Annotated in this window: 22 protein-coding genes and 1 pseudogene; 17 read left to right on the forward strand and 6 right to left on the reverse strand. The window is 67.0% G+C overall.

Translation table 11 applies throughout. The features are described from left to right. Positions 1 to 17: 17 nt before the first annotated feature. Positions 18 to 605, forward strand: a complete 588-nt coding sequence (tsaE, locus tag BHE01S_RS07845) for a tRNA (adenosine(37)-N6)-threonylcarbamoyltransferase complex ATPase subunit type 1 TsaE (RefSeq protein WP_042262365.1) — start codon at positions 18 to 20, stop codon at positions 603 to 605. Next, positions 587 to 2,149 (forward strand): N-acetylmuramoyl-L-alanine amidase, encoded by a 1,563-nt coding sequence (locus BHE01S_RS07850; RefSeq protein WP_042262725.1) that lies wholly within the window; start codon positions 587 to 589, stop codon positions 2,147 to 2,149. Before tsaE ends, BHE01S_RS07850 begins: the two co-directional genes overlap by 19 nt. Before the next feature lie 81 nt (positions 2,150 to 2,230). Here BHE01S_RS07850 and BHE01S_RS07855 read toward each other — a convergent pair whose 3' ends face one another. Further along, positions 2,231 to 3,127: an EamA family transporter gene (locus BHE01S_RS07855; RefSeq protein WP_042262366.1), complete on the reverse strand. Its 897-nt coding sequence runs from the start codon at positions 3,125 to 3,127 to the stop codon at positions 2,231 to 2,233. A 218-nt stretch (positions 3,128 to 3,345) separates the two neighbouring features. Between BHE01S_RS07855 and BHE01S_RS07860 the strand changes: the two genes are divergently transcribed. Further along, entirely contained in the window at positions 3,346 to 4,227 is an 882-nt protein-coding gene (locus BHE01S_RS07860) for a pirin family protein (RefSeq protein WP_042262369.1), read from the forward strand. Between the two features lie 84 nt (positions 4,228 to 4,311). Beyond that, a complete protein-coding gene (trxA, locus tag BHE01S_RS07865) occupies positions 4,312 to 5,160 on the forward strand; it encodes a thioredoxin (RefSeq protein WP_042262371.1) in 849 nt (282 codons plus the stop codon). A 61-nt stretch (positions 5,161 to 5,221) separates the two neighbouring features. On the opposite strand, the gene BHE01S_RS07870 is transcribed toward trxA, so the two are convergent. Beyond that, positions 5,222 to 6,760: a mannose-1-phosphate guanylyltransferase/mannose-6-phosphate isomerase gene (locus BHE01S_RS07870; RefSeq protein WP_052405773.1), complete on the reverse strand. Its 1,539-nt coding sequence runs from the start codon at positions 6,758 to 6,760 to the stop codon at positions 5,222 to 5,224. Between the two features lie 754 nt (positions 6,761 to 7,514). On the opposite strand from BHE01S_RS07870, the gene BHE01S_RS07875 reads away from it, so the two are divergent. Further along, positions 7,515 to 8,249 (forward strand): Crp/Fnr family transcriptional regulator, encoded by a 735-nt coding sequence (locus BHE01S_RS07875; RefSeq protein WP_042262374.1) that lies wholly within the window; start codon positions 7,515 to 7,517, stop codon positions 8,247 to 8,249. Positions 8,250 to 8,339: 90 nt separating this feature from the next. Here the strand turns inward: BHE01S_RS07875 and tcdA are convergent, their stop codons facing one another. Then, positions 8,340 to 9,212: a tRNA cyclic N6-threonylcarbamoyladenosine(37) synthase TcdA gene (gene tcdA, locus BHE01S_RS07880; protein WP_042262378.1), complete on the reverse strand. Its 873-nt coding sequence runs from the start codon at positions 9,210 to 9,212 to the stop codon at positions 8,340 to 8,342. Between the two features lie 183 nt (positions 9,213 to 9,395). Here tcdA and pdxH point away from each other — a divergent pair, with 183 nt between their 5' ends. The 3 genes from pdxH (at position 9,396) to BHE01S_RS07895 (ending at position 13,014) form a co-directional block, all read left to right on the forward strand. Beyond that, positions 9,396 to 10,037 carry a pyridoxamine 5'-phosphate oxidase gene (pdxH, locus tag BHE01S_RS07885; RefSeq protein ID WP_042262381.1) on the forward strand — a complete coding sequence of 214 codons (642 nt, stop codon included), beginning with the start codon at positions 9,396 to 9,398 and terminating at the stop codon, positions 10,035 to 10,037. 185 nt (positions 10,038 to 10,222) lie between these two features. Further along, positions 10,223 to 11,437, forward strand: coding sequence for an SAM-dependent methyltransferase (locus BHE01S_RS07890; RefSeq protein WP_042262383.1), 1,215 nt, complete (start codon positions 10,223 to 10,225; stop codon positions 11,435 to 11,437). 158 nt (positions 11,438 to 11,595) lie between these two features. After that, positions 11,596 to 13,014 (forward strand): DUF72 domain-containing protein, encoded by a 1,419-nt coding sequence (locus BHE01S_RS07895; protein WP_407669483.1) that lies wholly within the window; start codon positions 11,596 to 11,598, stop codon positions 13,012 to 13,014. Between the two features lie 3 nt (positions 13,015 to 13,017). On the opposite strand, the gene msrA is transcribed toward BHE01S_RS07895, so the two are convergent. Continuing rightward, complete coding sequence (gene msrA, locus BHE01S_RS07905) at positions 13,018 to 13,566, reverse strand: peptide-methionine (S)-S-oxide reductase MsrA (RefSeq protein ID WP_042262385.1); 549 nt, start codon at positions 13,564 to 13,566, stop codon at positions 13,018 to 13,020. Between the two features lie 243 nt (positions 13,567 to 13,809). On the opposite strand from msrA, the gene BHE01S_RS07910 reads away from it, so the two are divergent. Next, on the forward strand, positions 13,810 to 14,328 hold the full coding sequence (locus BHE01S_RS07910; protein WP_042262733.1) for a flavin reductase family protein: 519 nt from the start codon (positions 13,810 to 13,812) through the stop codon (positions 14,326 to 14,328). Between the two features lie 31 nt (positions 14,329 to 14,359). Here the strand turns inward: BHE01S_RS07910 and BHE01S_RS07915 are convergent, their stop codons facing one another. Continuing rightward, positions 14,360 to 14,866: an Lrp/AsnC family transcriptional regulator gene (locus tag BHE01S_RS07915; RefSeq protein WP_028202039.1), complete on the reverse strand. Its 507-nt coding sequence runs from the start codon at positions 14,864 to 14,866 to the stop codon at positions 14,360 to 14,362. A gap of 190 nt (positions 14,867 to 15,056) precedes the next feature. On the opposite strand from BHE01S_RS07915, the gene kynB reads away from it, so the two are divergent. Genes kynB through kynA form a run of 3 tightly spaced genes read left to right on the forward strand, consistent with a single transcriptional unit; the run spans position 15,057 to position 17,955 of the window. Further along, positions 15,057 to 15,701, forward strand: a complete 645-nt coding sequence (gene kynB, locus BHE01S_RS07920) for an arylformamidase (RefSeq protein ID WP_042262737.1) — start codon at positions 15,057 to 15,059, stop codon at positions 15,699 to 15,701. A gap of 36 nt (positions 15,702 to 15,737) precedes the next feature. Continuing rightward, positions 15,738 to 16,988, forward strand: coding sequence for a kynureninase (kynU, locus tag BHE01S_RS07925; protein ID WP_042262387.1), 1,251 nt, complete (start codon positions 15,738 to 15,740; stop codon positions 16,986 to 16,988). 10 nt (positions 16,989 to 16,998) lie between these two features. Next, a complete protein-coding gene (kynA, locus tag BHE01S_RS07930) occupies positions 16,999 to 17,955 on the forward strand; it encodes a tryptophan 2,3-dioxygenase (protein WP_042262390.1) in 957 nt (318 codons plus the stop codon). A 74-nt stretch (positions 17,956 to 18,029) separates the two neighbouring features. Here kynA and purM read toward each other — a convergent pair whose 3' ends face one another. Beyond that, positions 18,030 to 19,127 (reverse strand): phosphoribosylformylglycinamidine cyclo-ligase, encoded by a 1,098-nt coding sequence (gene purM, locus BHE01S_RS07935; protein ID WP_084068655.1) that lies wholly within the window; start codon positions 19,125 to 19,127, stop codon positions 18,030 to 18,032. A 281-nt stretch (positions 19,128 to 19,408) separates the two neighbouring features. Here purM and hda point away from each other — a divergent pair. The 5 genes and pseudogenes from hda to BHE01S_RS07960 all read left to right on the forward strand — a co-directional run. Continuing rightward, positions 19,409 to 20,110, forward strand: a pseudogene (gene hda, locus BHE01S_RS07940) (DnaA regulatory inactivator Hda); the annotation flags it as partial. A gap of 656 nt (positions 20,111 to 20,766) precedes the next feature. Beyond that, the gene (locus BHE01S_RS07945; RefSeq protein WP_042262392.1) at positions 20,767 to 21,453 is read left to right on the forward strand and encodes a histidinol-phosphatase; all 687 of its coding nucleotides are present in this window, start codon (positions 20,767 to 20,769) and stop codon (positions 21,451 to 21,453) included. After that, a complete protein-coding gene (pcnB, locus tag BHE01S_RS07950) occupies positions 21,450 to 23,075 on the forward strand; it encodes a polynucleotide adenylyltransferase PcnB (protein ID WP_042262394.1) in 1,626 nt (541 codons plus the stop codon). The genes BHE01S_RS07945 and pcnB overlap by 4 nt, the downstream gene beginning before the upstream one ends. A gap of 72 nt (positions 23,076 to 23,147) precedes the next feature. Next, positions 23,148 to 23,687, forward strand: a complete 540-nt coding sequence (folK, locus tag BHE01S_RS07955) for a 2-amino-4-hydroxy-6-hydroxymethyldihydropteridine diphosphokinase (RefSeq protein WP_042262396.1) — start codon at positions 23,148 to 23,150, stop codon at positions 23,685 to 23,687. Continuing rightward, on the forward strand, positions 23,684 to 24,394 hold the full coding sequence (locus BHE01S_RS07960; RefSeq protein WP_042262746.1) for a deoxynucleoside kinase: 711 nt from the start codon (positions 23,684 to 23,686) through the stop codon (positions 24,392 to 24,394). The genes folK and BHE01S_RS07960 overlap by 4 nt, the downstream gene beginning before the upstream one ends. Positions 24,395 to 24,416 lie beyond the last annotated feature (22 nt).

The raw sequence follows: 24,416 nt of genomic DNA on the forward strand, positions 1-24,416 counted from the left end.
GACGTCATTTTACGAGAATGCCCGACACGCCCGGTCACGACCACGCGCCGCTTTCGCTTGATCCCTCCGCCGAGGTTCTCCTCGAGCGCCGTTTCGATCTCGCCGATGCCGACGCCACCGACGCCTTCGGCGCACGCTTTGCGCACGCGCTCGATTCGCTGCGCGCGAATCCGGTGGAAAACCACGGCGCGCCGCCCTTTCACGGCCTGCACGTGCAGTTGCACGGCGACCTCGGCGCGGGCAAGACCTCGCTCGTGCGCGCCACATTGCGCGCGCTCGGCCACACGGGCCGCGTGCGCAGCCCCACCTACACGCTCGTCGAACCGTACACGGTCGCAACGCCAGGCAAGCCGCATGGGGAACTCCAGCTTTATCACTTCGATCTGTACCGTTTCAGCGATCCGGCCGAATGGGCCGACTCGGGCTTTCGCGAATATTTCGCGCAAGATGCGGTATGCCTCGTCGAATGGCCGCAACGCGCGGGCGGCCTGCTTGGCGTACCCGACCTCGTGTTCTCGCTGGAGCCGGACGCAAGCGGCGCAGGCCGCGTGCTCACCGCCTACGCATACAGCGCATCAGGAAAGGCATGTCTAGAAAGATGTTAATCAAACCGTTCCGCTCGATCGAATCGGCCGCCACCGCCACGCACAACTGGCGTCGCCGGCAGATTCTGAAGGCGGGCGCCTCCACGCTCGTGCTCGGTCTTGCCGTGCCGCGCCTCGCGTGGGCCACTTCGGTCATCGGCGTGCGCGTGTGGCCCGCGCGCGACTACACCCGCGTCACCATCGAATCGGACCAGCCGCTGCAGAACACGCAGCAACTGCTGCAGGGCCCCGATCGCCTCGTCGTCGATCTCACCGGGCTCGATCTCGACGACGCGCTCAAGAACCTCGTCTCCAAGATCACGCCGAACGATCCGCAGATCCAGGCCGTGCGCGTGGGCCAGTATCAGCCGCACGTGGTGCGCATGGTGTTCGACCTCAAGGGCGGCGTGAAGCCCCAGGTGTTCACGCTCGCCCCGATCGGCTCGTACAGGTACCGGCTCGTGTTCGACCTCTACCCGGCGGTCGCGCCCGACCCGCTCATGGACCTGCTGGCGCAAACCGAGCGCAAGCAGCAGCAGCTCGACGCTCACCAGGCGATGAAGGACAGCGCCCCGCCGTCCACGCCGTCCACGCTCGCGGGCCCGAACACGCCGCCCGCGCACGACAACAGCGACGCGTTTTTCGAGCGCTACGCGCAAAACGACGCGGGCGCCCCGCCCGGCGCGCCGCGTGCCGCGCCGCCAGTGCCCCCGGCGGTGCTCGCGCCGCGTCCGGGCAAGCCTGCCGCGCCGAAGCCGCCCGTCGTCGCCCAGCGCAACAACGACAATGACGACGACAGCGCGAGCGGCGACAACTACGGCTTCACCGCGCCGAAGTCCAGCCGGGGCGGCACCACGCGCCTGCTGACGGTCGCGATCGATCCGGGCCACGGCGGCGAGGATCCGGGCGCGATCGGCAGCGCGGGCACCTACGAGAAGCACGTCGCGCTCGACATCGCGAAGAAGCTGCGCGCGAAAATCGACGCCCAGCCCAACATGCGCGCGATGATGACGCGCGACGCCGACTTCTTCGTGCCGCTGAACGTGCGCGTGCAGAAGGCGCGCCGCGTGGGCGCGGACCTGTTCGTCTCGATTCACGCCGACGCGTTCACCACGCCCGAGGCGCGCGGCTCGTCGGTATTCGCGCTTTCCGAGCACGGGGCATCGAGCGCCGCGGCGCGCTGGATGGCGAACAAGGAGAACGCGTCGGACCAGATCGGCGGCATCAGCGTGCAGACGGCCGACGCCGCCGTGAACCGCGCGCTCTTCGACATGTCGACGACGGCGCAGATCCGCGACTCGCTGCGTTACGGCGGCTTCGTGCTCAACGAGGTGGGCGAAATCAACAAGCTGCACAAGGGCTCGGTCGAGCAGGCAGGCTTTGCCGTGCTCAAGGCGCCCGACATTCCGTCGATCCTCGTGGAGACGGCCTTCATCAGCAATCCCGAAGAAGAGAGCAAGCTCAACGACGATGCCTATCGCGACAAGATGGCGAACGCGATTCTCAAGGGCATCAAGCGCTATTTCGCGGCCAATCCGCCGCTTGCGAAGAGCCGCATGACCTGAGCCGCGCGAGGCATCCGGCGGCTTCGGAAGCGCCGCGCGAGCCTTCGGGCTGGCGCGGCGTTTTCATCCGGCGCGCGGGCGTTACGAGCGCACGGCCCCGAGACGCTGCTTGACCCAGCCCCCGAACACGTTGACGGCGAGACCGCCCATCACGAGCACGGCGCCGCCGATCTCGGCCGCGCTCAACTGCTCGCCGAGCAGCAGCGACGCCGAGGCGAGCCCGACGATCGGCACGAGCAGCGAGAACGGCGCCACCTGGCTGGCGGGATACTTCGAAAGCAGGCGGCTCCAGAGGCTATAGCCGATGAGCGTCGCCACGAACGCGAGATAGACGATCGCGCCCACCGACGCCACGCCGATGCCCGAAAGCGCAGCCACGATGCGCTGCGACCCTTCCATCCAGTACGAGAGCACGAGAAACGGCAGCGGCGGCACGAGGCTCGCCCATACCACGAGGCCGACGAGATCCACCTTGCCCACCTTCTTCGTGACGATATTGCCGAGCGCCCACATGCAGGCCGCGCACAGCGTGAGCACGAAACCGGCGACGGTCATGCCTTGCGCACCGCCGCCCATCGACTGCGCGCCGATCAGCGCGAGACCGCCGGCGGCGATCAACAAGCCGATGACGTTCTGCGCGTGAAAGCGCTCGCGCAGAAACACCGCCGCAAAACCGAGCGTGAAGAACGCCTGCGCCTGCAGCACGACCGAAGCGAGGCCCGCGGGCATGCCCACGTACATGGCAGTGAAGAGAAACGCGAACTGGCCGAGCGAGATGGTCGCGCCATAGGCGAGCAGCCAGCGCAGCGGCATTCGCGGGCGCTTCACGAACAGCACCGCGGGGAACGCCGCCAGCATGAAGCGCAGCGCGCCGAGCAGGAGCGGCGGCACGCCGTGCAGCCCCACCTTGATCACGACGAAATTCACGCCCCACGCGAGCACCACCACCAGCGCGAACAACAGGTCCTTCGGCGACATCCCCCTCCCTCCTTTTTGCGTCATCCCTCTTCTTCGAAGCGGCGATCTTACCGCCTCGCGCCACTTCGTGACGTCCAGCGCCGTGCCGCCGGCGCCGGGCCCCTGGGTTGGCCGCACGCCGGGAAAGCCAGCGTTAGAATGGGCGCCAGCCTCGCGCGCGGCCTGCCCGCGCCGATTTCGACGATAACCTGCGCCGTCCGACTCATCCAGGAAGCCTCATGTCCTCATCGATCAAAGCGGTTCTCAAGCCTCATCAACGCGACATCGGCAATCTCTATGTGCGCCGCGTGCTGCCCGCGCTCGCCGCACGCCTCGTCGGTCCGTTCATCTTCTTCGACCACATGGGCCCTGCCACGCTCGCGCCCGGCTCAGGCGTGGACGTGCGCCCGCATCCGCATATCGGGCTCGCCACGGTCACCTATCTCTTCGATGGCGCGCTCATGCATCGCGACAGCATCGGTTCCAGCCAGAAGATCGTCCCCGGCGACGTGAACTGGATGACGGCCGGACGCGGCATCGTCCACTCCGAGCGCACGCCCGATGAAGACCGCGCCACCGGCCTCACCATGCACGGCATCCAGACCTGGGTGGCGCTGCCGCTCGATCGCGAAGACACCGAGCCGTCGTTCTTCCATCACGCCGCCGCCACGCTGCCCGAAATCGCGCGCAACGGCGTCACGATGCGTGTGATCGCAGGCACGGCGTTCGGCGCGACCTCGCCGGTCGAGACCTTTTCCGGCACGCTCTACGTCGCCGCAGATTTCGCGCCGGGCAGCGCATTCGCGCTCGACGCGGAGCACGAAGAGCGCGGCGTGTATCTCGTGGAAGGCGATCTCGCGCTCGACGGCACGCCGCTCGAGCCATACACGATGGCCGTGCTGGTGCCGGGCGAAACCGTCACGCTCTCGAGCGCGAAGGGGGCACGCGTGATGCTGCTCGGCGGGGAAAAGCTCGAAGGCGAGCGCTTCATCGAATGGAACTTCGTGGCAAGCTCGCGCGAGAAGATCGAAGCCGCGAAGGAGGCCTGGACACGCCAGGAAATGGGGCATGTTCCCGGCGAAACGGAATGGATTCCGCTGCCGGAGAAGAAGCCGCGCTAAAGGCTCGCCGCTTTCGGCGGATGATTGAAACCCGGGCGTTTCGTCCCCAACTAGCGATACGACGGATTTCCCAACGAGGACGCAATGGACACCACTCTCGCCACTTTTGAAAAAGACGTGATCGAAGCGTCGGCGCTCGCGCCGGTGCTGGTCGACTTCTGGGCGCCCTGGTGCGGCCCTTGCAAGAGTCTCGGCCCGATGCTCGAAAAGCTCGAGGCCGAATACGCGGGCAAATGGAAGCTCGTGAAGGTGAACGTCGACGAGAACCAGGAACTCGCCGCGCACTTCGGTGTGCGCAGCATCCCGCACGTCGTGGCGTTCGCGGACCGCCAGGCGGTCGATCAGTTCGTGGGCGTGCTGCCCGAAGGCCAGCTGCGCCAGTTCCTCGACGGCCTGATCCCCGACGGCGTCGAGGCCGCGCGCCGCGCCGCGCAGGAAGCGCTGGCCGAAGGCCGCCGCGACGAGGCCTATGAAGCGCTGCAGGCCGCGCTCGCGTTCGATCCGGGCAACGACGAGGTGCGCATGGACCTGATCGAGATGCTGCTCGCCGACAACCGCGCCGACGACGCGCAAAAGGAAGTCGAGCTGCTCTCGCCGAAGACCACGCAGGGCATCGACGCGCGCTTCAATGCGCTCAAGACGCGCCTCGACGCGCTCGACGCCGCCGCCGACCTGCCGCCCACCGATGCGCTCGAAGCCCAGGTCGCCGCCCACCCCGGCGATCTCGAAGCGCGCTTCGATCTGGCGAACGCGCTGATCGCGCGGCGCAAGTACGCGGGCGCGCTCGAGCATCTGCTGGAGATCGTGAAGCGCGACCGCGCCTTCCGCGACGACGTGGGCCGCAAGACCATGCTTTCGGTGTTCGATCTCGCGGCACATCAGCCGCAGCTCGTGAGCGAGTGGCGGCGCAAGCTGAGCGCGACGCTGAACTGAACTCGCACGCGAGGACGCGGCGTGCGTCCTCGCGTGACACGCTCGCCTTGCGTTCAGCCGGCTACGCCTGCTGAACCCGCCCGTACTGGTCGTCGAAACGCACGATATCGTCCTCGCCGAGATAACAGCCCGACTGCACCTCGATGATCTCGAGCGCCGTCTTGCCTGGATTCTCGAGCCGGTGCGTCATGCCTAGCGGGATATAGGTCGATTCGTTTTCGGAAAGCAGGAGCACCTCGTCGCCGCGCGTCACGCGCGCCGTGCCGCGCACCACGGTCCAGTGCTCCGCGCGGTGGTGATGCATCTGCAACGAAAGCCGGCCGCCCGGCTTGACCACGATGCGCTTGACCTGAAAGCGCTCGCCCTGATCGACCGAGTCGTACCAGCCCCATGGGCGCTCCACGCGCCGGTGCTGCCGCGCCACCTCGCTGTGCTGCGCCTTGAGCCTCGTGACCACTGCCTTGACGTCCTGAACGCGGTCCTTCGCGACAACGAGCACGGCGTCCGCGGTCTCGACCACCACCATGCCCCGCACGCCCACGCAGGCAACGAGGCGGCCGTCCGAATGCACGAAGGTATCCGCCGCATCCTCGAACAGCACGCGCCCGCGCGCGACGTTGCCGTTCCCGTCCTTCTCCGAGACCTGCCACAGGGCGTCCCACGCCCCGACGTCCGACCAGCCCGAACGAAGCGGCACCACCACGCCGGCGAGCCGCGCATTCACGCCAACCGACTCCATCACTGCGTAGTCGATCGAATCGGACGGACAGGCGGCGAGCGCGTCGCGGTTCAAGTGGACGGTGCCGTCAGCGTCGACACAGGCATTAGCGAAGGCCGCCGCGCACTGCGCCGCGATGAGCGGCCGGCTGTGCGCGATCGCCGCGAGCCAGACCGATGCGCGCACAACGAAAATCCCGCTGTTCCAAAGATAGTTGCCCGAAGCAACATAGCTGGCCGCGCGCCCGGCGTCGGGCTTCTCCACAAAATGCTCGATGCTGCGCGCGCCGCTGCTGCCAAGCGGCAAACCCGCGCCGATGTAGCCGTAGCCCGTTTCGGCACGCTGCGGCGGCACGCCAAGCGTGACGATGGCGCCGCGCGCCGCGTGCGTCACGGCCTCTTCGACTGCGGCCGCAAACGCGGCGCCATCGGCGATCAGATGGTCGGCGGGCATGGCAACGAGCACGGGATCGGCGTCGCCGCTGGCGGCAAGCGCCACCGCCGTCAGCGCGGGCGCCGTGTTGCGCGCGAGCGGTTCGAGCACGAAGCGGGCAGCCATGCCGCTGCGGCCAAGACGGTCAGCGGTCAGATGGCGCAAGTCCTCGCTGCTCACGACGAATGGCGCAGCCTTGCGAACCGCCGTGTGCGATTCCGGCAGCGAGGTGGCCGCATGCGGGAACACGCCGTCGAGGCGCCGTACAGTCGCCTCGAGCAGCGACTCGCCGTCGAGCAGATCGATCAGTTGCTTGGGGCAGTGTTCGCGCGAAAGCGGCCATAGCCGCGTGCCGGAACCGCCCGCCAGCACAACGGGCTGAACGACGAGTTCGGCGTCGCCTTCGCTGGTCGCGGCTATCAGGCCGGCAGATGTCACATCGTTGTTCATTCGAGTCCCTCCCCCGAAGTCATGCACCGAGTCTCGTTATTGGTTGGCGTACGGGTGACATTTGAACAATACGCAGCGCGCGGCTCTGTACGCGCAGCCACATTGATCGCACGGCACGCAGGCAAATTTCTCCTTGGGACGGGGCCGCGGTCATCGCGCGGTCATTGAGCAGTCATCGCGCAGTCATCGTTATGTGCGGCAACGCACGAAGCGCGAAGACGGCCGCGCAAGGTGATGTTTCACATCCGAACGTTTTTGCGACAGTGTCGGCGGCGCCCCAACAGAAGCGAATCAAAACCGCGTCGCTGCAAAGGCAGGCGCACAACGCGCTCAAGGCGACGGTCCAACGATGTTTCAGCAAGGACTCATTTTTCGCGCATCCGGGTGAGCAGCGAAAGTCGCCATATAAATCAAGGCGTTGGCGGCATCAAATTCTAGCGACTTCGCAAACGGGGCCGCGCTGGCGTTGTACAAAACTGAAACAATAATGCGGCTTTGTGTCCCCTCGGAAATCGCTTGCGCCGCGCAGAACCGCAAGCGCCTTCACTTTCGCGGATGCTGGCACAACCCCTGCTAAGTAGAGTTCGCCACACAGGCGTAGATGCCGACAAGCAAGATCGCAAAACGCCAACGTGGCTTATGGGGCCGGCGCAACGAACGAATAGCCGTACGGGTAACGGCGATAACAAACCATTCGGTAGCCGGAAGCAGAAAAACAGGAGGCGGCAAACGCCGCTTTACGCGAGGACCGATCATGTTGACCCTTCAATCCGATCTGCACGGCAATCATCTGCTGGGCGCACTTCCGTCAAACGAATGGCAGGCGTTGGCGCCGCATCTCGAACTCGTTCAACTGCGCACTGAACAGCTGCTCTGCGATTGCGGCCAGCGCATTCATCACGTGTACTTTCCGACGACCGCCGTCATCTCGATGCTCACGACCATGGAGGACGGCAGTTCCGTCGAAATTGCGGCGGTGGGCCGGGAAGGCATGACCGGCGTGCCCGTGCTGACCGGTGGCGAAACGATGCCGAACCGCGTGCAGGTGCAAAGTTCGGGCTTCGCGTACCGCATCAGCGCACAGGCGCTCAAGCAGCAGTTTGCGCGCTCGGACCTCCTGCGCCGCATTACGCTGCTGTACATGCATGCCCTGCTCACGCAGATCGCGCAGACGGCCGCCTGCAACCGCCACCACTCGCTGAGCAGGCAGCTGTGCCGGTGGCTGCTGATCGAAGTGGACCGCGTGGACTCCAACGATCTGAGCGTGACGCAGCAACTGATCGCCGACATGCTCGGCGTGCGCCGCGAAGGCGTCACGGAAGCCGCCGGCAAGCTGCATGACGAAGGTCTGATCCACCACAGCCGCGGCAAGATCCGCGTACTCGACCGCAAGCGCCTCGAAGCGCGCGCATGCGAGTGCTACGGTCTCGTGCGCCGCGAGTTCGATCGCCTGCTGCCGCGCCTGCACGAAGCGGAAGCGGTCGAATAAGGCGGCCGGCGCGCGCGGTACGTTCGCTTTCCAGCGCGATACGAAGGCGTGCCTTATCAGGCACGCTTTCTTGCGCGCCTGCGCCCCGCTTTAACGCCCGCTGGACTGATGCGCCAATGCGCGCAGCACGTACGAAGCCGCCGCGAAGCCAAAGCTCGCCGTCACGCACACGCTCGAACCAAAGCCCGCGCAGTTCAGCCCGACCGGACCGTGATGACCCGGCGACGTGGTGACGTGCTCGGCCTCGGCGTCGATATCGCACACGGCCGCCTCGGGATAGATGAGCGGCTCGTCCGAATACACCGCGCTCACCTTGAACCGGGCTTTCGGCCCGCGCGGAAAGCCGTGCTGCTTGCGCAACTGGCCGCGCACCTTGGAGAGCAGCGGGTCCTGGATCGTGAGCGCGAGGTCGTCGATGCGAATCCGCGTGGGATCGAGCTGCCCGCCCGCGCCGCCCACGGTGATGAGCGGCACGCGATGCTCCACGCACCAGGCGATCAGTGCGGTCTTGGTGCGCACGCTGTCGATGGCGTCGATCACGTAGTCGAAGCCGCCGCCCAGCAATGCATCAAAGTTCGACGGCTCGACGAAATCCTCGACAAGACGCACGTCGCAGGCCGGGTCGATGAGCTTGATGCGCTCGGCCATGGCCTCCACCTTGGGCTTGCCGTAGTTGCCGTCGAGCGCGTGGATCTGGCGGTTGGTGTTGCTCTCGGCCACGTTGTCGAGGTCGATCAGCGTGAGCTTGCCGATCGCGCTGCGCGCGAGCGCCTCGGCGGCCCACGAGCCCACGCCGCCAATGCCGATCACGGCAACGTGGGCGCGCTCGAACGCGTCGAGCGCGGGTGCGCCATAAAGCCGCGCGATTCCGCCGAACCGGCGGGCACGGTCGGCAACATCGTCGGCGGGGCTCGCGGTAAGATCGACGGAGCCGGCGGCAGGGGAAATCGGGGTACTGGACATGACGGTAGGCAATCGTAAGCGGACCTCGGACCGCTCACACGCTGCTGTCACGGTCCTCGCAAGACCCGTATTTTGCCTGATCGCGCCGAACGAGGCCGGGCGCCCCTCGCCGGGCGCCTTCCTCGCCTGTTCGACATTCGCCTGTTCGATATACTTGTCCGCATTGAAGCGTCTGCCTAAAAGATGACCTCCCTCGCCGATCTCCGCAAGACCTACTCGCTTGGCTCGCTCGACGCCGCCGACGTCGATCCCGATCCGATCCGCCAGTTCCAGACCTGGTTCGCCCAGGCGCTCGACGCGAAGCTGCCCGAGCCCAACGCCATGACCGTCGCCACGGTCGACGCACAAGGCCGCCCCGCCGCGCGCATCCTGCTCATCAAGGGCGTGGACGAGCGCGGCTTCGTGTTCTTCACGAACTACGAAAGCCGCAAGGGCCGCGAGCTGGGCGCGAATCCGCATGCGGCGCTGCTCTTTTACTGGATCGAACTGGAGCGTCAGGTTCGCATCGAGGGCAAGGTCGAACTCACGAGCGCCGAGGAAAGCGACGCCTACTTCAACTCGCGCCCGCTCGGCTCGCGCATTGGCGCGTGGGTCTCCGAGCAAAGCACGGTGATCGCGAACCGCAAGACGCTCGAGGCCCGCGAGCGCGAGATCGCCGCGCAGTATGGCGAGACGCCGCCGCGCCCGCCGCACTGGGGCGGCTACCGCCTCGTGCCGCAGGCCATCGAGTTCTGGCAAGGCCGCCCGTCGCGCCTGCACGACCGCATCCGCTACACGCGTGAGAGCGCGGGCGCGGCCTGGCGCATCGAGCGTCTCGCGCCCTGAGCGCATGCGCGCGGCGTAACACGCTTGCCGTACTTGCGCCGCGCACACCAGGTTTTCGTCTCACCGCTTTCGTTGCACGTCGTTCAGTAGCTCGCTGTTGCCATTACGCTGTTGCCAAAAAACCTGCATCGCAATTCGCTTTTGTCGTTGGGCACCGATCGTTCATCTGACACGGAGAGAAACGCATGTTCTGGGAGAAGAAACTCGCACAGTGGGTCGAAGAAGTGCGCAACAAGGCCGACTTGCCCGCCCGCCTCGTGCTCTGGAGCGGGCAGCAATACGACTTCGGCCACTTCGCCGCACCTGCCGTCACGCTCAAGGTCAATAGCGCGTCGGCGCTGCCGCTTCTGCTAACGCCGAGCCTCGACAATCTCGGCGAGGCCTACGTGAAGGGCAAGATCGACATCGAAGGCAAGCTCGCCGACATCATCAACATCAGCTATTCGCTCGCGCGCAACACCGTCACGAGCGCCGGCAAGCTCGCACGCGTGCGCCGCTATTTCACGCATTCGAAGTCCACGGACAAGCGGGCCATCCAGTACCACTACGACGTCTCGAACGCGTTCTACAAGCTCTGGCTCGACGAGAACATGGTCTATTCGTGCGCCTACTTCGAGAACGGCGACGAAGACCTCGCCACCGCCCAGCTCAAGAAGATCGACCACATCCTCACGAAGATCCAGGTGAAGGAAGGTCAGACGCTGCTCGACATCGGCTGCGGCTGGGGCGCGCTCGTGCTGCGGGCGGCGCAGAAGTTCGGCGCGCGCTGCGTGGGCGTGACGCTCTCGCAGAACCAGTTCGATCTCGCCACCGCCCGCGTGAGGGCGGCGGGCCTCGAAGACCGCATCGAGATCCGCCTGCAGGACTATCGCGACGTCCAGGGCCAGTTCGACCGCATCACGAGCGTGGGCATGTTCGAGCACGTCGGGCGCAAGCATCTGCCGGGCTATTTCCGCAAGGTCCACGACCTGCTCGCCGACGACGGCGTCGCCATGAATCACGGCATCACCTCGTCGGACGCCGACTCGGGCGAAACGGCGCTCGGCGGCGGCGAGTTCATCGACCGCTACGTGTTCCCCGACGGCGAGCTGCCGCACATCGGCCTCGCGCTCGAAGCGGCGCAGCGCGGCGGCCTCGAAGCGGTTGACGTGGAAAGCCTGCGCCGTCACTATGCGCACACGCTCGATTTGTGGGCGGAGAATTTCGAGGCGCGCGCCGAGGAAGCGAAACAGCTCGTCGACGACGAGAAGTTCCGCATCTGGCGCGTGTATCTGGCGGGTTGCGCGTACGCGTTCGAGCACGACGACGTGTCGATCTTCCAGATCGTCTGCCGCAAGGCCGGCCGCAGCGCGAAGACGCTGCCGTGGTCGCGCCGGTATATGTACGAGAAGCCGCTCTGACGCAGGCGGCGGCGCGGTTCGCCGCGCCGCCGGCGTATCGACTGTTCGCGCAGTTGCGCCCGGTCCGGGCGGCTTCGCCCCGCGACCGCCATCACCACACCACCGCGCGACGCCACTGCATGAACGAACGCGACGACGGCCACGACCTGTTTGGCGACATGACGCCTGGGCCGGGCAACGATTCCCGCCGCAACGCCGTCGGCCCAGCCGCGCGCCCGGCTGCGCGCCGCAACGCGCCGAAAGCCGAAGCCCGCGCCGAGCCGCAGCCCGACCTGTTCGGCCTCGCGGCGCCTGTGCCAACGCCTGCGGCGAAGCCCGCCGCTCAGTCCGCGGCGCAGCGCCCGGCTCGCCCCACTCGCGAGAACGCCGCCGATGTGGATGCGCACGAAAAAGGCGAGCTGCGCCCCAAACCGCCGAAGCAGCCCGCATCCGGCACCGGCGCCCCCAAACGCCGCGGCCGCGGCGTGCTGCCCGCCGTGGCGACGCAAGACACGCTCGACGCCGCCGCCGCGCTGCCCGCGAGCGTGCGCCTCGGCACCTCGTCGTGGTCGTTTCCGGGCTGGCGCGGCATCGTCTACGGCGAGGACTACAGCCAGTCCAGGCTTGCCCGCGATGGCCTCTCGGCCTACGGGGCGCATCCGCTGCTGCGCTCGGTGAGCATCGACCGCTCGTTCTATGCGCCGCTTACCGTCACCGATTACCTGCGCTACGCGCAGCAGGTGCCGGACCACTTCCGCTTCATCGTGAAAGCGCCGGCGCTCGTCACCGACGCCAGTGTGCGCGGCGAGCGTGGCGAGCCCGTGTCCGCAAACCCCTGCTTTCTCAACGCGGAGCTGGCCGCGCGCGAATTCGTCGAGCCGTGCCTCGCGGGGCTCGGCGGCAAGGCCGGCGCGCTCGTGTTCCAGTTTCCGCCGCTGCCCGATCAGCTGCTAGCCGACCCGGCGGCGTTCGTCGAGCGGCTAGCCGCCTTCCTCGCCGCGCTGCCGCCACTGCCCCAATCGACCGGGCCGACCGCACCCGGCGACGGCCCCTGCTACGCCGTCGAGATCCGCGACGCGATCCTGCTCACGCCGCGCTTCGTTCGCACGCTGCGCGCCGCGGGCGTGCGCTACTGCGTCGGCCTGCACGCCCGCATGCCGGACCCGCTGCGCCAGGCCGCCGCGCTCGCGCTGATGGACGGCGAAACCCCGGCCGGCCCGCTGATCGTGCGCTGGAGCCTGCATAGCGGCTTCAGGTACGAGCAGGCGAAGGCGCGCTACGAGCCGTTCGACAAGCTGGTGGACGAAGACCCGCATACGCGCGTCACGCTCGCGGAACTGGCCGCGCGCTACGCGATGGCGGGCCAGCCCGTGCTGATCACGACCAATAACAAGGCGGAGGGATCGGCGCCGCTCACGTGCGCGAAGCTCGCGCGGGCGATTGCGGACGAGATGGAACGCTTGCGCGGGGAAATGGCGCCGGACGCCGCGCGCGACGCGACGCCGGACGAAACGCCGCCCGGCACGCAAGAAGACGAACAAAACGAAGACCGACGCGCGAAGCGGGATCGAAACCCGGGTACCGATCCCGCCTGCTGACGCTCATTCCGCCTTGAGCCGGTGCGCGAACTTCTGGCGGAACTTCGCGACCTTCGGCGCCACCACGAACGAGCAATAGCCCTGGTTCGGGTGCTGCGCGAAGTAGTTCTGGTGATACGCCTCGGCGGGGAAATAGTTGCCGTCGAGCGGCAGCACCTGGGTGACGATCTTGCCGTCGTACACGCCTTCTGCGGCCAGTTCGCGAATCGCCTGCTCGGCGGTCTCGCGCTGGGCCTCGGAGTGCGTGAAGATCACCGAGCGGTACTGCGTACCCACATCGTTGCCCTGGCGGTTCAGTTGCGTGGGATCGTGAATCGCGAAGAAGATGTCGAGAATCTCGCGATACGTGATCCTGGCGGGATCGAAGTCCACCTTCACGACCTCGGCGTGGCCGGTCTCACCGTCGCAGACCTGCTCGTAACCCGGGTTCGCCACGTGGCCGCCCGCGTAGCCCGACTCCACCGCACTCACGCCCTCCACGCGCAGATACACCGCCTCCAGGCACCAGAAGCATCCGCCGCCCAGGGTGGCCGTTTCGACTGTCTGACTCATGCTGTTCGCTCCTTTGATCGTGAATCCGGACGTAACTGCGGACGTAACTGCGGACGTAACCGCGGACGTAACTGCGGACGCCATCGCGGACCGCACCGGGAACACCGCTGCGCGGCGCCCCGCGCGACCCGCCATCCGCCGCTTCCGCTAAAATTGTGACAATTTGCCGATTTTCCACATGACGTTGATCCCGATTTCTGCTCCCGCCGCCGTGCGCGCGGTCCGTGAAGGCCTGCACCGATGATCCGACGCGCCAGCCCGCCCAATTTCGACGACGGCGCATTCCGCCGCGCGCTTGGCCAGTTCGCCACCGGCGTGACCGTGATCACGACGCGCGCGCCCGATGGCACGCTCATCGGCATCACGGCCAGCTCGTTCAATTCGGTCTCGCTCAATCCGCCGCTCGTGCTGTGGAGCCTCGCCACGCGCTCGGCGTCCATGCCTGTGTTCCGCTCGAACAGCCATTATGTGATCAATGTGCTCGCCGCGTCGCAGCTCGACCTGTGCAAGCGCTTTGCGACCGTCAAGGGCGACCGTTTCGAGGGCGTCTCGCACGCGGCCGGCGACACCGGCATGCCCGTGCTGGACGGCGCGATCGCATGGTTCGAGTGCCACAACCGCAGCCGCTACGACGAAGGCGACCACGTGATTTTCGTCGGGGAAGTGGAACGCTGCGGCGTACGCGAGGACGGCACGGAGGCTTCGCCGCTCGTGTTCTACGGCGGCGCGTTCCACCAGCTCCAGTCCCTCGCGGATAATTGACGGGGCGGGGCGCGCACCCCGTCGCTCCCGGTTATGCCGGCGCGCTCTTCGGCTCGCGCTGCGCGATCAGGTCCACGGGCACGCCCACTTCCACCTTGAGCGTCGTAAGGACGATGTTCGAGCGGATGTCCATCACGCCCGGCGCCTTGTATAGCTTGTTGAGCACGAAGTCCGAGTAGTGCTTGAGGTTGTGCGCGAGCACGCGCAGCAGGTAGTGCGTCTCGCCCGTCACCACATACGCCCCCACCACCTCCGGCCAGTCGCGCAGCGCCGTGACGAAGCGCTCGTGCCAGCTCTCCTGGTCGTTGCGCATCGATACCTGCACGAACGCCTCCATCTCGAAGCCGAGAATCTCCCGGTTCAGACTCGCGCGGTAGCGCTCCACCACCCCCTGCTCCTCGAGCAGCCGCAAACGGCGCAGGCACGCCGATGGCGAAAGCGAAATGCGCTCCGCCAGATCGAGATTACTGATCCGCCCCTCGTTTTGCAGCACGGCGAGAATACGGCAATCGGTAGCGTCCAGCGAGATTGCGTTCATATTTGGTCTCCATTCCCGTCTTGAGACAAATTATGTGCCAACAATCGAAGTTTGCGGCGCTTTTTTCGCAAGCACATTTCGCGCGGGGTTGCCTATCATTCGAAGCATAGCTTTGCATGGGACCGCCCTCAGCGCTTAAGCGCCAGGTGCGGCCGACATGGAGACGATGCAGACGCAAGCCGGCTTTGACATGACACAGATCAAAGACATTTCCCCCCCGATTCACCCCGAAACGCCCGTCTGGCCCGGCGATACGCCCGTTGGCGTCGAGCGCGTATGGCGCATGGAGGCCGGCTCGCCGGTCAACGTCGCGCGTGTGACGCTCTCGCCGCACACCGGCGCGCACACCGACGCCCCGCTGCATTACGACGCCGAAGGCGCGCCGATCGGTGCGGTGCCGCTCGACACGTATATCGGCGCATGCCGCGTAATTCATTGCGTGGGCGCCGCGCCGCTCGTGCTGCCCGAACACGTGAAAGGCGCGCTTCCGGACGTCCCGCCGCGCGTGCTGCTGCGTACCTACGCGCACGCGCCGCAGGACCGCTGGGACAGCCAGTTCTGCGCCGTGGCGCCGGAAACGATCGATCTGCTCGCTGCGCACGGCGTGCGTCTCATCGGCATCGACACGCCCTCGCTCGACCCGCAGGAGTCGAAGACGATGGCCGCGCATCACCGCATTCGCGCCCATGGCATGGCGATCCTCGAAGGCGTCGTGCTCGACGCCGTCGCGCCCGGCGACTACGAACTGATCGCCCTGCCGCTGAAGTTCTCGACGCTCGACGCCAGCCCCGTGCGCGCCGTGCTGCGCGCGTTGCCGCAAGCCGCCGCCAGCTGAATCCCCGCTCAATCCGACACAGAACGAAACACAGACATGAACGACCGCAACGAAGCCCTGGCAGCCGATCGCGCCGATCCGCTCGCCGCCCTGCGCGAGCAATTCACGCTCGCGGCCGGGACCCTCTATCTCGACGGCAACTCGCTCGGCGTGCCGCCCTCGGCCTCTGCCGCGCGCGCGCAGGCCGTGATCGGCGGCGAATGGGGCGAAGGCCTCATCCGCAGCTGGAACACGGCGGGCTGGTTCGCCATGCCCAGGCGTCTGGGCAACAAGCTCGCGAAGCTGATCGGCGCGGCCGGCGACGAAGTCGTCGTCACCGACACCATCTCGATCAACCTCTTCAAGGCGCTTTCCGCTGCGTTGCGCGTGCAGAACGCGCGCGACCCGAAGCGCCGCGTGATCGTCTCGGAGCGCTCGAACTTTCCGAGCGACCTGTACATCGCGCAGGGACTCATCGAGCAGCTCGACCGCGGCTACGAGCTGCGCCTCGTCGACGATCCTGCCGAACTGCGCGCCGCGATCCGCGAAGACGTGGCGGTGGCGATGATCACGCACGTGAACTACCGCACGGGCGAGATGCACGACATGCACGCGCTCACCGGGCACATTCACGCGCAGGGCGCGCTCGCGCTGTGGGATCTCGCGCATTCGGCGGGCGCCGTGCCGGTCGACCTGAACGGCGCGAACCCCGACTACGCCGTGGGCTGCACGTACAAATATCTGAACGGCGGCCCCGGCTCGCCCGGTTTCGTGTGGGTGCCGAAGCGCCATCAGGAGGCGTTTTCGCAGCCGCTCTCGGGCTGGTGGGGCCACAAGTCGCCGTTCGAGATGGACCCTGTCTATCGCCCGGACAACGGCATCGGCCGCTATCTGTGCGGCACCCAGCCGATCGTGTCGATGGCGCTCGTCGAATGCGGTCTCGACGTGTTCCTGCAGACCGACATGCAGGCCGTTCGCCGCAAGTCGCTCGCGCTCACCGATCTCTTCATCGAACTGGTCGAGACGCGCTGCAAGGAATACGGCCTCACGCTCGTCACGCCGCGCGAACACGCCCAGCGCGGCTCGCACGTGAGCTTCGAGCATCCCCACGGCTATGAGGTGATGCAGGCGCTGATCGCGCGCGGCGTGATCGGCGACTATCGCGAGCCGCGCGTGCTGCGCTTCGGCTTCACGCCGCTGTATCTGCGTTACGTCGATGTGTGGGATGCCGTGGAAACGCTGCGCGACGTGCTCGCGACCGGGTCCTGGCGCAAACCCGAATTCGCCGAGCGCGGCGCGGTCACCTGAGGAGCGGCAGATGAACGATCACATGCAAATCCCGGGCATGCCCGACGCGGGTGAAATCGCGCGTGACACCCACGGCGCCGCACGTGGCGGCTGCCCGTTCGGACACGGCGCCGCCGCGCCCGCTGCGCAAGCGCCTGAGGCGCAAGGCGAAGGCTGGCACGACGCGCAACTCGACTTCTCGAAGTCGATGAGCTATGGCGACTACCTCGCGCTCGACGCGGTGCTTAACGCACAGCATCCGCTCTCGCCCGACCACAACGAGATGCTGTTCATCGTGCAGCATCAAACGAGCGAGCTGTGGATGAAGCTCGCGCTCTACGAATTGCGCGCGGCGCTCGCCAACGTGCACCGCGACGCGCTGCCGCCCGCGTTCAAGCAGCTCGCGCGCGTCTCGCGCATCATGGAGCAGCTCGTGCAGGCGTGGAGCGTCCTCTCGACGCTCACGCCTTCCGAGTACACGGCCATGCGGCCGTATCTGGGCGCGTCGTCGGGCTTCCAGTCGTATCAATACCGGCAGATCGAGTTCCTGCTCGGCAACAAGAACGCGCAGATGCTCAAGCCGCACGAGCATCGGGCCGAGATTTTCGAGCAGGTGAAAGCAACCCTCGAAGCCCCCTCGTTCTATGACGAAGTGATCCGCCTGCTCGCGCGGCGCGGCTTTGCGATCGCGCCCGGGCGCCTGAACCGCGACTGGACCCTGCCGACCGAACACGACGCCAGCGTCGAGGCAGCGTGGCTCGAGGTGTACCGCAATCCTTCGGAGTACTGGGATTTGTACGAGATGGCCGAGGAACTCGTCGATCTCGAAGACGCGTTCCGTCAATGGCGCTTTCGCCACGTGACGACGGTCGAGCGCATCATCGGCTTCAAGCAGGGCACGGGCGGTACGAATGGCGCGCCGTATCTGCGCAAGATGCTCGATGTCGTGCTCTTTCCCGAGCTGTGGCACGTGCGCACGGTGCTGTAACGCGATTCGCCCCGCTCAAAAGAAAATGCCCGCCAGGCGATGGCGGGCATTTTTTGCGTGGGAACGCGTGAGGCTTAGACCACCACGGTCTGCGCTTCGCCTGCCTGGCTTGCGCGCACGAAGCCGATCTTCCAGACCTGCTCGCCGGCGGCTGCGAGCAGCGCGGCGGCGGCATCGGCCTGATCCGCCGCCACGACCACGGCCATGCCGATGCCGCAGTTGAACACACGGTGCATTTCCGCATCGGCCACGCCGCCGTGCTTTTGCAGCCACGTGAAGAGCGGCGGCAGCGGCCATGCCGCGTGGTTCAGTTCAGCCGTGAGGCCTTCGCGCAGCACGCGCGGAATGTTCTCGACGAGGCCGCCGCCCGTGATGTGCGCCATGCCCTTCACGGTGACGGTTTCCATCAGCTTGAGCAGCGGCTTCACGTAGATGCGCGTGGGCGCCATCAGCGCGTCGGCGAGCGGGCGGCCGTCGAAGTCGGCGGCGAGGTCCGGCTGCGCGCGCTCGATGATCTTGCGCACAAGCGAGAAGCCGTTCGAGTGGATGCCGCTCGAGGCGAGACCCAGCACCACGTCGCCCGGGGCGATCGTGCTGCCGTCGATGATCTTGCTCTTTTCGACCGCGCCCACCGCGAAGCCGGCAAGATCGTATTCGCCGTCGGGGTACATGCCCGGCATTTCGGCCGTTTCACCGCCGATCAGCGCGCAGCCCGACAGTTCGCAGCCTTGCGCGATGCCCTTCACGACCGTGGCCGCCGTATCGACATCGAGCTTGCCGCAGGCGAAGTAGTCGAGGAAGAACAGCGGCTCGGCGCCCTGCACGAGGATGTCGTTTACGCTCATCGCGACGAGATCCTGGCCGACCGTGTCGTGTTTGTTCAGATGAAACGCGAGGCGCAGCTTGGTGCCCACGCCGTCGGTGCCCGAAACGAGCACGGGCTCCTTGTACTTCTTCGGCACTTCGAAAAGCGCGCCGAATCCGCCGATGCCGCCCATCACGCCGTCGCGCAGGGTCTTCTTCGCAAAGGGCTTGATGCGGTCGACGAGCGCGTCACCCGCGTCGATGTCCACGCCCGCGTCGCGGTAGGAGAGGCCTTGGCCCTGCGACTGTGCCTGCGACTGTGCCTGCGATAGGTCCTGATTAGCGGGGCCGGATTTCGGTTGATTCATGGGGAAGCGCCAGAAGGTCGGTAAAATGCGATTTTAACCGATTGACGGCGCCCCGCCGCCGCGGGTGGAGCGAGTTTTGGAACGCGCCTCGCCTCGCGCCCCCCAACCGGAAACCGAGTTTTGCCGCAGAACACACCGTATTTCGCACCGCACCAGCGTCGGGCCGTTATCTGGACCGGGGTCGCGCTCGCCCTCGGCAACGTGCGGCGGCCGCGGTCCAGCGGTCTACCCGGTTCTCACGAGAGCACGCTTTACTAGAACCGATTCCGTCCAGACACACCGTGCAGCGACAGTTAACGCTCGATCTCGGCACCCCGCCGCCATCGACCTTCGACAACTTCCATATCGGCGCCAACGCCGAGCTGGTCGCGCGCCTGCGCGGTCTGGACGCGGCGCTCACGGCGGGCCCGATCGCCGATCGCACGTTCTATGTCTGGGGCGAGCCCGGCAACGGGCGCAGCCATCTGCTGCACGCACTCGCCGACGAAGCGCCGCCGGGCCACGTGCGCTATCTGGGCCCGCAAAGCGCGCTGGCGGCGTTCACGTTCGATCCGCGCGTGACGATCTACGCGGTGGACGACTGCGATGCGCTCTCGGGCGCGCAGCAAATCGCGCTCTTCAATCTCTTCAACGAGGTGCGCTCGTACCCCGCCTGCGCGCTCGTCGCGACGGGCAACGCGCCGCCCATGGGTCTCGCCGTGCGCGAAGACCTGCGCACGCGCCTCGGCTGGGGCCTCGTGTTCCATCTCGCGCCGCTTTCCGACGAAGGCAAGGCGGCCATCCTCAAGCTCGCGGCGCGCGAACGCGGCATTGCGCTCGCCGACGACGTGCCCGCCTACCTGCTCACGCATTTCCGGCGCGACATGCCGAGCCTGATGGGCTTGCTCGACGCGCTCGACCGCTTCTCGCTCGAACAGAAGCGCGCGGTGACGCTGCCGCTGTTGCGCGCGATGCTGGCGAAGGGCGTGGGCGATCTGGTGAGCGTCGCGAGCGCGTTGCCGACGGACGAAGCGCTTTGCGCCGCGGAGCAGGCAGACGCCGAAGAGACGAGCGACGCGCACGAAGACGAAGCCGGCGGCGACGCGGCGGCGCAAACGCCACCCGCCGATGGCGACGAGCCGCCCGCACCGCCGACGCTCTTCTGCGGCGAGCCGGAAGCCCCCGCCGCCGGGCCCGACGACGCCCAGCCCTACGCGGCGCCGAGGGCGCCGGCCTTGCAGGCGCGCTCACCGGCGCCGGTCCCCTTCGACAAGCCGACCGACAACGTCGAAGGCGAATTGGGGGCCAAATATCGTCACGTCGTCCACAAGGAACTGGGCACCGAACTCAAGGGCGAAGTCGAAGCCGACGTGAGCAACGAGATGAGCGGCGAGCTGCGCGGCGATCTCGATCCGCCGGCCGGTACCGCCGCACCCGAGGCGCAGACCAGCGGGCCGCCGGGACAGACACCGTCGACGCCCGATACGCCGGAAACGCCGGATACGTCGGATACGTCGGAAACGCCGCCATCGCAGGACAGCGAAGCGCCTGCCCGGAACGACGCGCCTGCAGGCCCCGAATCCCCCGCGGACCCCGCCGCGCCGACGCCGCCCGCCGGCAGCGGCAACGGCGTCTCCCGCTTCAAGTAAAATGAGCGCCCATGGCTAACCTTGCACTTTTTGATCTCGATCACACCCTGATCCCCACCGACAGCGACCACGAATGGGGCCGCTTCATGGTGAAGCTCGGCATTGTCGACGGCGAGCGCTTTGCTCAGCAAAACGACCGCTTCTACGCCGACTACAAGGCCGGCAAGCTCGACATCCACGCGTACCTGGTCGCCATGCTCACGCCGCTCGCGAAATACTCGCGCGCACAGCTCAAGGCGTGGCACGACCAGTACATGCACGAGGTGATCAAGCCGACCATCCTGCCGAGCGCGGTCGAGCTCGTGAAAAAGCACAAGGAAGCGGGCGACCTCTGCTGCGTGGTCACGGCGACCAACGAATTCATCACGGCGCCCATCGCCGAGGTGTTCGGCGTGGACAAGCTGATCGCGTGCGAAGTCGAAACCGTGGACGGCCATCCGGCATCGGCCTTCACCGGCCGCCCGACGGGCACGCCGAGCTACCGCGAAGGCAAGATCGTGCGGGTCGAGCAATGGCTCGCCTCGCTCGGCAAGCGCTTTTCGGACTTCGAGCACAGCTACTTCTACAGCGACTCGCACAACGACATTCCGCTGCTCGAAAAAGTCACCGACCCGATCGCCACCAACCCCGACGACACCCTGCGCGCTCACGCGCAACAAGCGGGCTGGCGCATTCTCGATTTGTTCCAAGCCCAGTGATCAAGAAACTCATCCGCAAGCTGTTCGGCCAGGACGACGCCGAAGCGGCGCAAGACGCCGAAGCCCCCGCCGCCGATCCGCATACGGCCTCACATGAAAGCGCCGCCGCCGGCAGCACCCGCGCGCGCCGCAAGCCGGCCAGCGCGCAGAAGACCCCGAAGCCGCGCGCCGGCATGGGCGCGCCCGACCCGGCCACGCCCATCATCCTTTCCGCCGACGTCCACGGCATCGATCCCGCGCTCATCTCGCGCAACGCCGTGCGCGTGACCGAAGGTCTGCAGCAGGCGGGCTTCCGCGCGTTCATCGTGGGCGGCGCGGTGCGAGACCTGCTGCTCGGCGTCGCGCCCAAGGACTTCGACGTCGCCACCGACGCCACGCCCGACCAGGTGCAGAAGCTGTTCCGCCGCGCGCGCATCATCGGCCGGCGCTTTCAGATCGTGCACGTGCAGTTCGGCCAGGAAATCATCGAGGTCTCGACCTTCCGCGCGCTGGTGGACGCTCCGCCCACCGATGCCGCGCCCGCTCCGGCGCCCGCCAAACGCATGCGCCGTGACGAGCTCGACCGCAAGACCCACGCCGTGGATGCGAGTGGTCGCGTGCTGCGCGACAACGTCTGGGGCGAGCAGCACGAAGACGCCACGCGCCGCGACTTCACGATCAACGCGATGTACTACGACCCGGCCACGCAGACGGTGCTCGACTATCACAACGGGATGGCCGACATGCGCGCGCGCCTGTTGCGCATGATCGGCGACCCGGCCACGCGTTACCGCGAGGATCCGGTGCGCATGATGCGCGTGGTGCGTTTCGCGGCGAAGCTCGGCTTCGAGATCGAAGAGCACACGCGCGAGCCGATCACGAAGCTCGCGGACCTCATCAACAACGTGCCGGCGGCGCGTCTGTTCGACGAAATGCTCAAGCTGCTGCTCTCGGGCCACGCGCTCGAGTGCCTCAGGTGGCTGCGCAAGGAGGGGCTGCATCACGGCCTCCTGCCGCTCCTCGACGTGATTCTCGAGCAGCCCCAGGGCGAGCGGTTCATCACGCTCGCGCTGTCGAACACCGACGCGCGGGTGCGCGCGGGCAAGCCGGTGTCGCCGGGCTTCCTCTTCGCCACGCTGCTTTGGCACGACGTGCAGCAGCGCTGGCAGCAGTACACGGCCGCGGGCGAAATCCCGGTGCCGGCGCTGCATCGCGCCATGGACGACGTGATCGACGCGCAAACCGAGAAGCTCGCGATCCATCGCCGCTACTCGTCGGACATGCGCGAAATCTGGGGCCTGCAGCTGCGCCTCGAAAAACGCGGCCGCGGGGCGCTGAAGCTGCTGGAACACCAAAGATTTAGAGCGGGGTATGATTTCCTCCTGCTGCGCTGCGAATCGGGCGAGCTGGACGCCGAAGTCGGCCAATGGTGGACGGACTTCATTTCCGGCGACACCGCCGCGCGCGAAGCGCTTCTCGCGCAGGGCGGCAAGGAACGCTCGCCGCGCAAACGCCGCCGCCGCGGCGGCGCGAAGAGCCGCAGAACGGGCGAAGGTGCTGTAACGGAAGCCGGCGCAGCCGGCGACGTGCATGAAGCCAGCAGTGCGGACTATGACGGCCACGCCGGTCCGCACGAGGACTGACGCCGTGCGGCGTCGCGGCTTGCCGTGGCGCACACGCGTCGAACCGCAACAACAGTCGCAGGAAGTGAAGCCATGACGGTTGCCTGGCTGGGAATTGGCGCGAATCTGGGGGATGCGCGCCAGACCCTCAAAGACGCGGTGGTGTGCCTCGCACAACAGCACACCCTCACCGTCGTCGCCAAATCGAGTCTGTACCGCACCGCGCCCATCGACGCGGGCGGCGACGACTATTTCAACTGCGTCGTGAAAATCGAGACGGGTCTCGACGTTCGCGCGCTGCTCGGCCTGTGCCAGCGCGTGGAGCATCACTTCGGCCGGGAGCGTCCCTTTCGCAACGCGCCCCGCACGCTCGACATCGACATCCTGCTTTACGGCGACGCCACCATCGACGAAACCGACCTGATCGTGCCGCATCCGCGCATGACGGGCCGCGCGTTCGCGCTCGTGCCGCTCGTCGAGATCGATCCCGAACTCGTGATTCCGGGCCTGGGGCCCGCCAGCGCGTTTCTCGCCGCCGTGGCCGACCAGCGCATCGAGAAGGTCAAGCCGCTGTGCCAGTGCATGGGCGCGGCGCCCGCACCGGACACGCCGCCCTCGGGCAACTGCCGATGAGCACGACACCCCCGCCCATTGTCACCGCGCTCACCGCGGCCAGCGCGCGCGCCACGCGGCCAGCCGCGCTCCAGTACATCGTGATCGAAGGGCCGATCGGCGCGGGCAAGACCGCGTTCGCCAAGCGGCTCGCCGAGCGCTGGTCGATGCAGACGCTCTTCGAATCGAACGCCGACAATCCGTTTCTGGAGCGCGTCTATCGCGACACGGCGCCCTCGTCGCACGCGCTCGCCGCGCAGTTGCATATCGCCTTGCAGCGCGAGCAGCTTTCGCGCGACGTGGCCGCGCGCCGCGAAGCGGGCGTGCCGCTCGTGACGAATTTCCTCGCCGAACGCAACGATCTGTTCGCGCGCCTCACACTCGCCGAAGACGAACTGCCGCTCTACCGCGCGCTCGCCTCGCGTCTGACGTCATCGGCGCCCCTGCCCGACCTCGTCGTCTATCTGCAGGCGAGCCCCGAGGCGCTGTACGCGCGCATCCAGAAGCGGGCCTTGCCGCGCGAGCTGCCTGTTTCGAGTGCATTCCTGCGTGCGCTGTGCGACAGCTACAACGATTTTTTCTATCATTACGATCATGCGCCGGTGCTCACCGTCGGCGCGGAGCATCTGGATCTGCCAGGTTCCGATGCGGACCTCGCGCTCGTCGCCGAGCGTATCGAGACGATGCGCGGCCGCAAGGAATCCTTCGTCAAGGGCACGTCGCTATAACCCCCTTCATCGGCGCGATCGA

Origin of the sequence: Paraburkholderia heleia NBRC 101817 (genome assembly GCF_000739775.1) — a bacterium.
GTDB classification, from domain to species: domain Bacteria; phylum Pseudomonadota; class Gammaproteobacteria; order Burkholderiales; family Burkholderiaceae; genus Paraburkholderia; species Paraburkholderia heleia.

Excerpts from the sequence above, each read along its gene's own strand:
- tsaE (WP_042262365.1), top strand. The coding sequence starts at position 18 with ATGCCCGACACGCCCGGTCACGACCACGCGCCGCTTTCGCTTGATCCC.
- BHE01S_RS07850 (WP_042262725.1), top strand. The coding sequence starts at position 587 with ATGTCTAGAAAGATGTTAATCAAACCGTTCCGCTCGATCGAATCGGCC.
- BHE01S_RS07855 (WP_042262366.1), bottom strand. The coding sequence starts at position 3,127 with ATGTCGCCGAAGGACCTGTTGTTCGCGCTGGTGGTGGTGCTCGCGTGG.
- BHE01S_RS07860 (WP_042262369.1), top strand. The coding sequence starts at position 3,346 with ATGTCCTCATCGATCAAAGCGGTTCTCAAGCCTCATCAACGCGACATC.
- trxA (WP_042262371.1), top strand. The coding sequence starts at position 4,312 with ATGGACACCACTCTCGCCACTTTTGAAAAAGACGTGATCGAAGCGTCG.
- BHE01S_RS07870 (WP_052405773.1), bottom strand. The coding sequence starts at position 6,760 with ATGAACAACGATGTGACATCTGCCGGCCTGATAGCCGCGACCAGCGAA.
- BHE01S_RS07875 (WP_042262374.1), top strand. The coding sequence starts at position 7,515 with ATGTTGACCCTTCAATCCGATCTGCACGGCAATCATCTGCTGGGCGCA.
- tcdA (WP_042262378.1), bottom strand. The coding sequence starts at position 9,212 with ATGTCCAGTACCCCGATTTCCCCTGCCGCCGGCTCCGTCGATCTTACC.
- pdxH (WP_042262381.1), top strand. The coding sequence starts at position 9,396 with ATGACCTCCCTCGCCGATCTCCGCAAGACCTACTCGCTTGGCTCGCTC.
- BHE01S_RS07890 (WP_042262383.1), top strand. The coding sequence starts at position 10,223 with ATGTTCTGGGAGAAGAAACTCGCACAGTGGGTCGAAGAAGTGCGCAAC.
- BHE01S_RS07895 (WP_407669483.1), top strand. The coding sequence starts at position 11,596 with ATGACGCCTGGGCCGGGCAACGATTCCCGCCGCAACGCCGTCGGCCCA.
- msrA (WP_042262385.1), bottom strand. The coding sequence starts at position 13,566 with ATGAGTCAGACAGTCGAAACGGCCACCCTGGGCGGCGGATGCTTCTGG.
- BHE01S_RS07915 (WP_028202039.1), bottom strand. The coding sequence starts at position 14,866 with ATGAACGCAATCTCGCTGGACGCTACCGATTGCCGTATTCTCGCCGTG.
- kynB (WP_042262737.1), top strand. The coding sequence starts at position 15,057 with ATGACACAGATCAAAGACATTTCCCCCCCGATTCACCCCGAAACGCCC.
- kynU (WP_042262387.1), top strand. The coding sequence starts at position 15,738 with ATGAACGACCGCAACGAAGCCCTGGCAGCCGATCGCGCCGATCCGCTC.
- kynA (WP_042262390.1), top strand. The coding sequence starts at position 16,999 with ATGAACGATCACATGCAAATCCCGGGCATGCCCGACGCGGGTGAAATC.
- purM (WP_084068655.1), bottom strand. The coding sequence starts at position 19,127 with ATGAATCAACCGAAATCCGGCCCCGCTAATCAGGACCTATCGCAGGCA.
- BHE01S_RS07945 (WP_042262392.1), top strand. The coding sequence starts at position 20,767 with ATGGCTAACCTTGCACTTTTTGATCTCGATCACACCCTGATCCCCACC.
- folK (WP_042262396.1), top strand. The coding sequence starts at position 23,148 with ATGACGGTTGCCTGGCTGGGAATTGGCGCGAATCTGGGGGATGCGCGC.
- BHE01S_RS07960 (WP_042262746.1), top strand. The coding sequence starts at position 23,684 with ATGAGCACGACACCCCCGCCCATTGTCACCGCGCTCACCGCGGCCAGC.